The sequence below is a fragment of the Vibrio sp. B4-6 genome, assembly GCF_963888245.1.
Taxonomy (GTDB): domain Bacteria; phylum Pseudomonadota; class Gammaproteobacteria; order Enterobacterales; family Vibrionaceae; genus Vibrio; species Vibrio anguillarum.
The window spans coordinates 353,624-365,706 of record NZ_CAWPIM010000033.1; the positions used below are offsets into that span (position 1 = coordinate 353,624).

Consider the following 12,083-nt stretch of genomic DNA (forward strand, 5'->3'; position numbering starts at 1 on the left):
TGGCTGGCTAAGCTTGCATTATTCAACCCTAAATTTTGGTCTCTATGGATAAAGTGAGCTACAGCCAAACGGCCTATCCTGCGATCGGTCTGATTGATGCAGACTATCGTCAGTTTGCGTTTGATCGCCACTACCATCTTGATATTCATATTGGCCTTATCACTCAAGGAACGCAGCGCTTCTACCACCAAGGCGCTTGGCATCAGGTACAACGGGGCGGCGTAGTTCTGATGTCGCCAGATGAACTGCACGATGGGCAAGCGCACAATGGCTCTGGCTACCAAGTGCAAGTGTTTGCTATTGAACCTACTTGGCTACAGCAAACCTTAGAAGCCAAGCAGATTGAACAAGTGCTGGGTTTTGAGCAGTTAATAGTCGATGACGCGCCACTTTTTTGCTCACTGCTGCAACTTCATCACACCATGAAGCAGGATAAGCTCAGTCAACTCGCTAAAGATTGCTTACCCTACCAAGGGTTCACACCTTTACTTGAACGCTATAGCCACTTGAAACTGCCGGAGGTTAAACCGCTTGGCCAGCGCAACCTCGCCACGCTGAAAGAGTGGGTACTCAGTCAACTCGACCAACCAATCCGCCTTGAACAACTCGCTCAGCTTTGCCAGCTTTCACCCACTCAGTTTCAGCGCCATTTCAAGGCGCAAACGGGCATCACACCTTATGCGTGGTTATTGCGTTTACGTTTAGAGCAAGCGATGAAATTGTTGAAAACCGGCACCTCTAGCACTGAAGTCGCCTATCAAGTCGGTTTTTATGATCAAGCCCATTTCAGTAAGGCGTTCAAAGCAACCTTTGGCCTGCCACCCTCCGCCATCAATCGCACACTTTACTAACCAAACTGTCAGAAATTTACAAGGCAAGCACGTTTTCTCCACGCATACTCACCGTAAAACATGAGGAGAATACATGAACGAACTTTCCATATTGGCCACATTGGCTGGCGTACATTTTATGGCATTATTAAGCCCCGGCCCAGATGTGGCACTGGTGGTACAAAATTCCACCCGTTACGGTCGCAGAACCGGAGTTTTTATTGCGCTAGGGTTATCATGTGGCATTGTCATTCACTCATTGCTTAGCCTCACAGGGATAAGCTATTTGGTGCATCAACAACCCGCACTGTTTGCGATGGTGCAACTGGCCGGCGGGGGGTATTTATTCTATTTAGGCTTGGGCGCACTCAAATCCATCTACGCCACCTGGCGATCGCCACAAGCTGTCGGAGTCAACAATGAGCGCTACAAGCTGATCGAAAATCAACGCCAAGCCTTTTCCCGCGGTTTTATCACCAATATTTTTAATCCAAAAGCTTTGGTCTTTTTTATCAGCTTAATGTCGAGTTTAGTGCCTGTGGGGATGTCCTTTTCAGGTAAAGGTATCGCCTTGCTGATTCTTTGGGGGCTCTCTTTTATGTGGTTCTCAACCTTGGCGTGGATGCTCTCCACCGCCCGCCTACAAAAACGTTTGCAATCACTCACTGTGTATATTGATGCGGTATGTGGCATCATTTTTACGCTCATCGGTGGACTTATTTTATTGCAAGCGCTGCTTAGCCTTAGCCATTGATGCAGCGATTCGCGCCCATTTTTGTGCGAGATCTCTTACAAGCGAGTGAGCAAATATCGCTTTTTGAGTAGGAAAATCAACACCAAAAAACTTAACTGATTGATTTTAAATAAAATAATAACCAGATAGAGAAACCCTTTGCGAAAAAAGAGTTTCTCTAGCATTGCCGATAAATTAGAGATGGGTAATATGAACCTTGTCGGAAGGATTCTGACACGGAACAGGAAAGCACCACGGATTGGTCATCTTCAGGATGAAGAGACGACTGCTCAGGATGGATGGTCGGCACGGAAAGCAAATTGGACATTGAATGGACGCAATAGTAGCTAGGATGGTTACTACTAAGGAAAGACGATGGACACCTCTGGACGAGGCAAGGACTGAACATCAGGATGATGTAAAGGACACCGCTCAAGGAACAAGTGAAGCGCGCTAACGTGGATGGTTAGCAGACTAGGAAGTCACCAAGGACACCGCTAGGAAGGCGAAGAACGGATTAAGCTGACGGAATTCAGCCACTATCATGGATTTGATGCATGGAGCACTTTCGTAGCTGGATTGCTGCAAGTAAGACTATAACCCCGCAGGGCGCAAGCCCTCGGGGTTTTTCTTTTGGATCGGATAAGTAGATGAGTTATCCAGCTTTCATATCTTGAACAACTAGGTTAGGTATTTGGTTTAAACAACGCCATAAACACCCCCTCCCTGCCTCCCCCTCAAAGAGGGAGGAGAACAATCCAACCATCTCAGCAAAGAAAAGTACCCTTTCTTCGTACAAGGAAGATCATAGTTTCTCTAGCTTGGCATAAGCAGTCACTAGCCATTTAATGCCTTCACCGTTAAAAGCGACTTGCACTCGACTTTGCGGGCCACTACCTTCGAAATTAATGATGGTGCCTTCACCAAAAATAGGGTGTTTCACGCGTGCGCCCAAGCTAAAGCCTGTCTCGTTAAAGTTCTCTTTGACCGCTGTTTGACTAAAACGCCCGGCACTGCTTGGTCGGCTCACTTGCGCTTTCATGCGCACTTCATCAAGGCACTTTTCTGGCAGCTCACGGATAAAGCGTGACGGCTTATGGTATTTATCCTGACCGTATAAACGGCGAATTTCAGCGTAAGTAATGTAGAGCTTTTGCATGGCGCGCGTCATTCCGACGTAGCACAAACGGCGCTCCTCTTCCAATCGCCCCGCTTCTTCGGCCGACATTTGGCTAGGGAACATGCCCTCTTCAACGCCAACCATAAACACCAACGGGAACTCTAACCCTTTCGCGCTGTGCAGTGTCATTAACTGTACGGCATCATCAAATTCGTCAGCCTGCCCTTCGCCCGCTTCCAGCGCTGCGTGGGTTAAAAAGGCCGCCAACATGCTCATCTCATCCGCTTCTTCTGGCTTTTCAAATTGACGTGTTGCGGTGACTAGCTCTTCCAAGTTTTCAATTCTGGCTTTAGACTTTTCACCCTTTTCAAGCTGATACATCTCAAACAAACCTGAGGTTTTGATTACATGGTCGGTTTGACTGTGTAACGGCATCTCAGCGCTATCATCTTCAAGGGCATTGACCAGTTCAATAAACCGGCTTAATGCGCTTGCCGCACGTCCTGTGAGCACTTTTTCTTCCAACAGCACAAGGCTCGCTTGCCACAAGGTACAACCGCGATCTCGCGCCGCAAAACGAATGGTTTCCAGCGTTTTATCACCCAAACCACGCGGTGGCGTATTTACGACTCGCTCAAAGGCCGAATCATCATTGCGGTTAGACATCAAACGCAAGTAACTTAACGCATCTTTGATCTCTTGGCGCTCGAAGAAGCGCATGCCGCCGTAGATGCGATAGGGCAAGCCTGCTTGAATCAAGGCTTCTTCCAAAACACGAGATTGGGCGTTGTTGCGATAAAGCATCGCACAATCCTCTAATGCGCCACCTTTATCTCGCCACTCTTTGATTTTATTGACGGTAAAACGCGCCTCATCAAGATCGTTGTAGGCCGAATAGATAGAAATTGGCTCGCCTTCGCTGCCATCTGTCCAGAGCTCTTTACCCATTCGCTCGGTGTTGTTCGCGATCAGTGCGTTCGAGGCTTGCAAAATGGTTTTGGTTGAACGGTAGTTTTGCTCTAAACGAATGGTATTAACGCTCGGAAATTCCTGCGTGAATTTTTCGAGGTTTTCAATTTTGGCACCACGCCAGCCATAAATGGACTGATCATCATCACCGACGATCATCACGTGGCAATCGCGCCCAGCCATCATGCGCAGCCACGCGTATTGGATGTTATTGGTGTCTTGAAATTCGTCGACCAAGATGTGTTTAAAGCGCGCTTGATAATGTTCACGAATGTGCTGCTTATCACGCAACATCTCGTGGCAACGCAGCAAAATTTCGGCAAAATCAACCAAACCTGCGCGATCGCACGCCTCTTGGTAGGCGGAATAAAGCTGCAAATAGGTTTGAGTCACGGGATCGCGGTACGCATCGATGTGCTTCGGACGAAGACCTTCATCTTTTTTACCGTTAATCCACCAGCACACCTGGCGCGTAGGCCACTGCTTCTCATCTAAGTTTTGTGCTTTGATTAAACGACGCAGCAAACGCAGTTGATCTTCAGAATCGAGGATCTGAAAATCCTCAGGCAGGCGAGCGTCAAGATAGTGAGCGCGTAAAATACGGTGGCAAATACCGTGGAAGGTACCATTCCACATGCCCGATGCACTGCCCATCATCAACTCTTCAATTCGGCCACGCATTTCCGCCGCCGCTTTGTTGGTAAAAGTCACCGACATGATTGAAAAAGGCGAGGCGTTTTCAACCGAGATAAGCCAAGCAATGCGATGCACCAATACTCGGGTTTTACCACTCCCCGCTCCGGCAAGCACCAGCAAGTTTTCTAAAGGCGCGGCAACCGCTTCGCGCTGTTTATCGTTGAGACCGTCGAGTAAGAGAGAAGGATCCATCATGGCTAAGCTACTGGTTATTTATACATAATTGCCCAGATTATAACCTCAAATCGCGGCAAGATGCTCGTCTCTATCACATTTTTCTGGGCATTCAAAAATGAAAAACCCACCGCAAAGGTGGGCTAATTCGAGCTTCATCGCATTTTAAGCGCGTGACTACGCGGCGATCCCCGCATGACGCAGCAACGCATCAATTTGCGGCTCGCGGCCTCTAAAGCGTTTAAATAGCTCCATCGGCTCTTCACTACCACCCATTTCAAGGATGTTGTTCAAGAAACTTTGCCCAGTCTGTGGGTTAAAAATTCCCTCTTCCTCAAAGCGAGAAAACGCATCCGCCGAAAGCACTTCTGCCCATAAGTAGCTGTAGTAACCTGCGCTGTAACCGCCAGCAAAGATGTGGCTAAAGCTGTGTGAGAAACGGTTCCATTCGAGGCTTGGTAACACGGCCACTTTCTTTTTCACTTGGGCGAGAGTTTCCAACACTTGCGGGCCTACTTCGGGATCGTAAGTGGTGTGCAAGGTGAAATCGAACAAACCAAATTCAAGTTGGCGCAAAATAAACATCGCTGACTGGAAGTTTTTCGCCGCGAGCATTTTATCGAGCATTTCTTTCGGTAGCGGTTCACCCGTTTCGTAATGACCTGAAATAAACGCTAACGCCTCTTCTTCCCAGCACCAATTTTCAAGGAACTGACTTGGCAGTTCAACTGCATCCCACGGTACACCATTGATGCCAGATACCGCACCCACTTCAACTTGAGTCAACATGTGGTGGATCCCGTGTCCAAACTCATGGAACAAAGTGACCACTTCATCATGAGTAAATAACGCAGGTTTATCACCGATTGGGCGATTAAAGTTACAGGTCAAATAAGCCACTGGTGTTTGTAGCTCGCCATTTTGAGTGATACGGCGGCCACGGCAATCATCCATCCACGCGCCGCCACGCTTATGTTCGCGTGCATACAGGTCGAGATAGAAGCTGCCACGCAGTGATCCTTTCGAATCAAAAATATCGAAAAAATGCACCGATGGATGCCAAGTATCAACCCCAGAGCGCTCTTTTACGCTCATGCCAAATACGCGGTTGAGTACTTCAAATAGGCCGCTCACCACTTTCGACTCTGGGAAATAAGGGCGCAGCTCTTCATCTGAAATATCAAACAAGTGCTGTTTCTGTTTTTCGCTGTAGTAAGCGATATCCCACAACTCTAGCGTGGTCACGCCAAACTCTTGCTGCGCAAATTGACGCAACTCTTCTACTTCACGCTCACCTTGCGGTTTCACTTTAGTGGCTAAATCATTTAAAAACCCTAACACTTGATCGGGCGTTTGCGCCATTTTGGTCGCCAGTGATTTTTCACTGTAGGTATTAAAACCGAGCATACGGGCTATTTCATGACGCAGTTTGAGCTTCTCAGCGATGATTTCGCTGTTATCCCACTTGCCCGCATTTGGCCCGCGATCCGAGGCACGCGTAACATACGCTTCATAAAGCTCTTTGCGCAGAGCTTGGTTATCACAATAAGTCATCACTGGCAGATAAGAAGGAATGTCGAGCGTTAATAAATAACCATCGAGCTCTTTGGCTTGCGCCGCCGCTTGTGCAGCTGCCAACGCCGATTCTGGCATGCCCGCTAATTGATTGGCGTCGGTAATGTGCTTGGTCCAGCCCATCGTGGCATCCAGTACGTTATTAGAGAACTTAGAACCCAACTCAGATTGACGTTTACTGATCTCGCCGTACCGTTTTTGCTCTGCCAATGGCAAGCCGATACCCGATAGCTCAAAATCACGCAGTGCATCATTGATGGTTTTTTGCTGCGCTTGAGAGAGCGAGGAAAAAGTATCGCTGGCTTTCATGCTCTTATAGGCTTCAAACAGGCCTTTATGTTGCCCAACCCAAGTGCCGTATTCAGACAGCAGCGGCAAACAGCTTTCGTACGCATCACGCATTTCATCGCTATTGAGCACGGAATTAAGGTGGCTCACTGGCGACCAAATACGGCTTAAGCGATCATCCACCTCTTCAATGGGTGCAATCAAGTTTTGCCACGTTGGGGTGCTATTGCCAGCAAGGCGTTTTTCAATTTCGGTGCGGCAATCTTCTATCGCTTTCTCAACCGCAGGCTTCACATGCTCTGGCTTAATGGCGGAAAACGGCGGTAAATCCGTGAAAGTGAGAAGTGGATTAGACATAAAACATTCCTTTTAAGTTAAGACGCGCCTGCACGTTGATGCTTTTTTCTGCAACAGTCACTGATTGTTTCACGGCAACCGTCGATTTTGTTTATCTGAAATAGTAAATATAGGTAGGTTCAGCAATTTTCAATAGTGGCGTATAATCAGCCAATACGTTTGATTGATGAAACACACTCCATTTGGGGTGTTTTGAGAGCCTATTTTGCTAAGTTATCGCCACAGTTTTCACGCGGGCAACCACGCGGATGTATTAAAGCATATCGTACAAAGCCTTGTCCTCAATGCATTACAGCAAAAAGAGAAGCCTTTTGTTTATCATGACACCCATTCTGGCGTGGGCCGTTATGACTTGACCCATGAATGGTCAGAAAAAACCGGTGAATATAAACAAGGGATTGCTCGTATTTGGCAACAAAATGTAACGCCACCAGCCATTCAAAGCTACCTTGAGGCAGTAAAAGCGCTCAATGAAAGCGAAGAGTTACGCTACTACCCCGGCTCACCGCGTGTGGCGCGTGCTCATCTACGCGCGCAGGATCGTATGGTGCTCACTGAATTGCATCCGAGCGATTACCCTTTGCTCGAGCAAGAGTTCCACCGAGATCGTCAGGTATCGATTTACAAAGAAGATGGTTTCCAACGCTTAATCGGTAGCCTGCCACCGAAAGAGCGTCGCGGCTTAGTGTTGATCGATCCCCCTTACGAATTGGCCAAAGAGTACAGCGATGTCGTAAGAGCCATTGCCCAAAGTTATAAGCGCTGGGCGACGGGTATCTACGCCATTTGGTATCCCGTAGTGAATCGCGACACCATTGAGGACTTGCTTGAAGGGCTGGCAAGCCTCGGTATTCGCAAAATCTTACAAATTGAATTGGGCGTATCGCCAGACACCCATGAACGTGGCATGACCGCTTCAGGCATGATAGTGATTAACCCACCGTGGACACTGGAAGGGCAAATGCAGGAAATTTTACCGTTTCTTCAGCAAGCGATTGCCCCGGTAACCGGTCATTTTAAAGTCGAATGGGTTGTACCAGAATAAACTGACCCAATCTATCAAAGAAGTAGAGAACCTTTTTCGCCTTGCTATGGTTGCCAACACCGTACAAAACCAAGGTCAAACAGGATGAAAAAAGAATAATGGAGAAAGTAATGACAACGCATTTTGATTATATCTGTATCGGTGGTGGCTCTGGTGGTATCGCTTCAGCGAATCGCGCGGCAATGTATGGTGCGAAAGTCGCACTGATTGAAGCCAAAGACCTTGGCGGCACTTGTGTCAACGTCGGTTGTGTTCCGAAAAAAGTGATGTGGCATGGCGCGCAAATTGCTGAAGCAATGCACCTTTATGCCAAAGATTACGGCTTCGATGTCGATGTCAAAGGATTAGATTGGTCAAAACTGATTGAGAGCCGCCAAGCGTATATTGGCCGTATTCATCAATCATACGACCGCGTATTGGGCAATAATAAAGTGGAAGTGATCCGCGGTTTTGCACGCTTTGTTGATGCAAAAACCGTAGAAGTAAACGGTGAACACTACACAGCAGACCATATCCTGATTGCCGTTGGCGGACGCCCAACCATTCCGGCTATCCCAGGGGCGCAATACGGCATTGATTCCAATGGTTTCTTTGACTTGACCGAACAGCCTAAACGCGTCGCGGTTGTGGGCGCAGGTTATATTGCGGTTGAAATCGCGGGCGTACTCAACGCACTCGGCACTGAAACGCACCTTTACGTGCGCAAAGAATCACCACTGCGCAGCTTTGATCCCATGATCATCGAAACACTCACTGAAGTCATGGCGGCGGAAGGCCCAACATTACATACTCATTCAGTGCCAAAAGAAGTGATCAAAGAAGCCGATGGCAGCCTGACTCTACACCTTGAAAATGGCCAAAGCCAAAACGTTGATACGCTCATTTGGGCAATCGGCCGCCACCCAGCAACCGATGCGATAAACCTAGCAGCAACGGGTGTGGCAACTAATGCACAAGGTTATATTAAGGTTGATGAGTACCAGCAAACCAACGTCGCGGGCATTTACTGTGTCGGCGATATCATGGAAGGCGGTATCGAGCTCACACCAGTTGCCGTCAAAGCAGGCCGTCAACTTTCAGAGCGCCTTTTTAATGGCAAAACCGATGCGAAGATGGATTACAAACTAGTCCCGACCGTAGTCTTTAGCCATCCGCCAATCGGCACAATTGGCCTCACCACGCAAGAAGCCCAAGCGCAATATGGCGAAGAGAATGTCAAAGTATATACCTCTAGCTTCACGGCCATGTACACTGCCGTCACCTCTCACCGTCAACCATGCAAAATGAAACTAGTATGCGCTGGCCCTGAAGAAACCGTTGTTGGCCTACACGGCATCGGTTTTGCGGTTGATGAAATGATTCAAGGCTTTGGCGTAGCCATGAAAATGGGCGCAACCAAGGCCGATTTTGATTCAGTTGTGGCAATACACCCAACGGGTAGTGAAGAGTTCGTTACTATGTAGATCTTTTTATGGAAAACTAAACTGTAGATTTTCATAGTCTGGAAAAGTGAACTACCCTCATTAAAGGCTTATTTTTTGAGGGTATTTTTATGGTTTACGTAGTTGACACATCACCAGTTAATGTTCCCAGAATATACCCGCAAGCATCACCAGATATTCCTCCCATTTCACTAAAGGGGTTTCCAACGGCTTTGTTGCAGAAATCGAATGAACTAAATCAGAATTTTACGATCAGATCAGGGACGTGCATTCACTTACTTTGATTTCATGCCAAAACCTCGCTATAAAACCACTAACTGGCGCAAGTACAATAACTCTTTAGTCAATCGAGGTTTACTCACGTTTTGGATTGACGAAGAGGCGATAACTGAGTGGAAACAACCTAAACAGGATAGACGTGGAAGACCGCGATTGTTTAGTGATCTAGCTATCACAATTGCCCTCATGGTAAAGCGCATCTTTTCCTTACATTTAAAGGCGCTAGAAGCGCTTTATCGAGTCTGGCGTAAACTCCATCTTGCTGTTGATACCGATACTCATGAAATTATCGCAGCTGAGCTGACACTATCAGGCGTAACCGATGCTGAAGTACTCCCCAATCGACTCAAACAAACACGCCGAGCCATCAAGGAGATCTCGGGAGATGGCGCATACGATACAAGGGAGTGCCACAGGGTGATTAGAGTTAAGAAAGCGATCCCTCTAATCCCTCCACGTGAGGGAGGCGCCTTCTGGGAAAAGGGGCATCCACGCAATCTAGCGGTTGGCTACCAGAAGCTTTATGGCTCGAACAAGAAGTGAAAAAAGCGGTATGGCTATCATAAGCGCTCGCTATCTGAGACAGCAATGTATCGCGTGAAACAGCTACTTGGAGCCTCACTCACTCTTCGTTATTACAATGCACAAGTTGGGAAGACTTACGCTATGCTCAAAGTACTCAACAAGTTGACTGGGATAGGTATGCCCAAAACTCAATATATCGTTTAAAGGCGAACGATTTAGCTAGCGTTCGCTCTTTAGCTGAATTCAGCAACAAAGCCTATTTTACCTACTATCTGCTTTTTTCCCCATAGAACACCTGACATCGATATTTCGGTACGAAGACTATGGGACATTTACAGTTCGCTTAAGTTATTCGATGGCTTTACGTCGGTTCAACATGAATCAGCACCTCGGCATTCGGCAGCACTGCCATGATGGCTGCTTCGATTTCATCGCACTTCTGGTGTGCACGCTCAACGCACATCTGTTTCGGGACGGTAAGATGGAAATCAATGTGGCGGCTGCGCCCAGCATAGCGGGTACGCAGTCGATAGAAATCTATGCCAGGTCCGCACACGCTGCGTATGGTTTCAATAGTCAAAGTCAGCTCTTGTTCAGAAATACTGTGATCAAGCAAAGGCCGAAACGCATTACGCAACATGTCAAAGCCTTCACGGGTGATGAATAGTGCAACACCAATAGCAACAATTGAATCAATAAAGTACCAGTTATAACCAAAGTAACTAGCGATCAGCATAAGCCCCAGCCCCGCCGCCACACCCACTGAAGTAACAACGTCGACTTTCAGATGCAACGCATCTGCCTCCAAAGCGACAGACTCTTCTTCTCGTGCTACCCGGTACAAGTGTTGTGATACCAAAACGTTGATCAACGCGGAAATCAGCATCACTACAACCCCTAATCCTATTGCACTGACAGGTTGCGGATCAAGCAACCTTTCTACCGCCTCGAAAACTATCCATCCCGCCGCTCCCAGAATTAGCAAGGCTTCTAAAACTCCTGAAATATTCTCAATTTTGCTATGTCCGTAAGGGTGATTAGCATCCGGAGGTAAATCCGATCGTCTTACAGCAAACAAGGCAATCAGCGCAGCAATCAAATCCATAGCTGAGTGTATCGCTTCAGAAATAATACTCACCGAACCACCGAAGATACCGGCAACAACTTTCATCACAATAAGTCCACAGTTTGAACAGACAGAAAGAAGTGCTGCACCAGTTTTACGATTCATGACATAACTCCACAAAAGTGAACTTTCTCACTTTTACGAATCTTATCACGAACTATTCGCTCCTTATGTCTATAATTTTTGTCAAATTTACGGCTTTGTTGCTAAAGAGCGAACGCTAGCTAAATCGTTCGCCTTTAAACGATATATTGAGTTTTGGGCATACCTATCCCAGTCAACTTATTGAGTACTTTGAGCATAGCGTAAGTCTTCCCAACTTGTGCATTGTAATAACGAAGAGTGAGTGAGGCTCCAAGTAGCTGTTTCACGCGATACATTGCTGTCTCAGATAGCGAGCGCTTATGATAGCCATACCGCTTTTTCCACTTCTTGTTCGAGCCATAAAGCTTCTGGTAGCCAACCGCTAGATTGCGTGGATGCCCCTTTTCCCAGAAGGCGCCTAGTGAAAAGCTTTTAGAGCAAACCTCGACATCCTTAGCTCGGCGACTTATGCAGGTATAATGGGGACAAACCAATGGGACATTCGCCAATCTAAAAACAGAGTCGATAAAGCCTTCTAGCGTCTTTAAATGTAAGGAAAAGATGCGCTTTACCATGAGGGCAGTTGTAATAGCTAGATCACTAAACAATCGCGGTCTTTCACGTCTATCTTGTTTAGGTTGTTTCCACTCAGTTATCGCCTCTTCGTCAATCCAAAACGTGAATGAAGCTCGATTGACTAAGGAGTTATTATACTTGCGCCAGTTAGTGGTTTTATAGCGAGGTTTTGGCATGAAATCAAAGTAAGTAAGTGAATGCACGTCTCTGATCTGATCGTAAAATTCTGATTTAGTTCATTCGATTTCTGCAACAAAGTCATGA

8 protein-coding genes and 1 pseudogene are annotated in these 12,083 nt (G+C 47.1%); 5 read left to right on the plus strand and 4 right to left on the minus strand.

Annotation, left to right across the window (positions count from 1 at the left end; translation table 11 throughout):
- The first annotated feature begins 44 nt into the window (after positions 1 to 44).
- Together AACV20_RS10940 and AACV20_RS10945 are read left to right on the plus strand one after the other, a co-directional pair.
- Positions 45 to 851 (plus strand): AraC family transcriptional regulator, encoded by an 807-nt coding sequence (locus AACV20_RS10940; protein ID WP_026028188.1) that lies wholly within the window; start codon positions 45 to 47, stop codon positions 849 to 851.
- Positions 852 to 924: 73 nt separating this feature from the next.
- Positions 925 to 1,584, plus strand: coding sequence for a LysE family translocator (locus AACV20_RS10945; protein ID WP_017048237.1), 660 nt, complete (start codon positions 925 to 927; stop codon positions 1,582 to 1,584).
- 784 nt (positions 1,585 to 2,368) lie between these two features.
- Here AACV20_RS10945 and uvrD read toward each other — a convergent pair.
- Together uvrD and prlC are read right to left on the minus strand one after the other, a co-directional pair.
- Positions 2,369 to 4,543: a DNA helicase II gene (gene uvrD, locus AACV20_RS10950; RefSeq protein ID WP_170907286.1), complete on the minus strand. Its 2,175-nt coding sequence runs from the start codon at positions 4,541 to 4,543 to the stop codon at positions 2,369 to 2,371.
- A gap of 156 nt (positions 4,544 to 4,699) precedes the next feature.
- A complete protein-coding gene (prlC, locus tag AACV20_RS10955; protein WP_170907287.1) occupies positions 4,700 to 6,742 on the minus strand; it encodes an oligopeptidase A in 2,043 nt (680 codons plus the stop codon).
- 205 nt (positions 6,743 to 6,947) lie between these two features.
- On the opposite strand from prlC, the gene AACV20_RS10960 reads away from it, so the two are divergent.
- The 3 genes and pseudogenes from AACV20_RS10960 to AACV20_RS10970 all read left to right on the plus strand — a co-directional run bounded on the left by AACV20_RS10960 (position 6,948) and on the right by AACV20_RS10970 (position 10,237).
- Positions 6,948 to 7,787: a 23S rRNA (adenine(2030)-N(6))-methyltransferase RlmJ gene (locus AACV20_RS10960; RefSeq protein ID WP_170907288.1), complete on the plus strand. Its 840-nt coding sequence runs from the start codon at positions 6,948 to 6,950 to the stop codon at positions 7,785 to 7,787.
- Between the two features lie 110 nt (positions 7,788 to 7,897).
- Complete coding sequence (gene gorA, locus AACV20_RS10965) at positions 7,898 to 9,250, plus strand: glutathione-disulfide reductase (protein ID WP_026028187.1); 1,353 nt, start codon at positions 7,898 to 7,900, stop codon at positions 9,248 to 9,250.
- A 267-nt stretch (positions 9,251 to 9,517) separates the two neighbouring features.
- Positions 9,518 to 10,237, plus strand: a pseudogene (locus AACV20_RS10970) (IS5 family transposase).
- 157 nt (positions 10,238 to 10,394) lie between these two features.
- On the opposite strand, the gene AACV20_RS10975 reads toward AACV20_RS10970, so the two are convergent.
- Both AACV20_RS10975 and AACV20_RS10980 read right to left on the minus strand, forming a co-directional pair.
- Positions 10,395 to 11,264 carry a cation diffusion facilitator family transporter gene (locus AACV20_RS10975; protein ID WP_017049539.1) on the minus strand — a complete coding sequence of 290 codons (870 nt, stop codon included), beginning with the start codon at positions 11,262 to 11,264 and terminating at the stop codon, positions 10,395 to 10,397.
- 134 nt (positions 11,265 to 11,398) lie between these two features.
- On the minus strand, positions 11,399 to 11,995 hold the full coding sequence (locus AACV20_RS10980) for an IS5/IS1182 family transposase (protein ID WP_047688462.1): 597 nt from the start codon (positions 11,993 to 11,995) through the stop codon (positions 11,399 to 11,401).
- Between the last annotated feature and the right edge of the window lie 88 nt (positions 11,996 to 12,083).

Bases quoted from the DNA above. Each gene is read 5' to 3' on its own strand.
- prlC (WP_170907287.1), bottom strand. From the start codon at position 6,742: ATGTCTAATCCACTTCTCACTTTCACGGATTTACCGCCGTTTTCCGCC.
- gorA (WP_026028187.1), top strand. From the start codon at position 7,898: ATGACAACGCATTTTGATTATATCTGTATCGGTGGTGGCTCTGGTGGT.
- AACV20_RS10980 (WP_047688462.1), bottom strand. From the start codon at position 11,995: ATGCCAAAACCTCGCTATAAAACCACTAACTGGCGCAAGTATAATAAC.
- uvrD (WP_170907286.1), bottom strand. From the start codon at position 4,543: ATGATGGATCCTTCTCTCTTACTCGACGGTCTCAACGATAAACAGCGC.
- AACV20_RS10945 (WP_017048237.1), top strand. From the start codon at position 925: ATGAACGAACTTTCCATATTGGCCACATTGGCTGGCGTACATTTTATG.
- AACV20_RS10940 (WP_026028188.1), top strand. From the start codon at position 45: ATGGATAAAGTGAGCTACAGCCAAACGGCCTATCCTGCGATCGGTCTG.
- AACV20_RS10975 (WP_017049539.1), bottom strand. From the start codon at position 11,264: ATGAATCGTAAAACTGGTGCAGCACTTCTTTCTGTCTGTTCAAACTGT.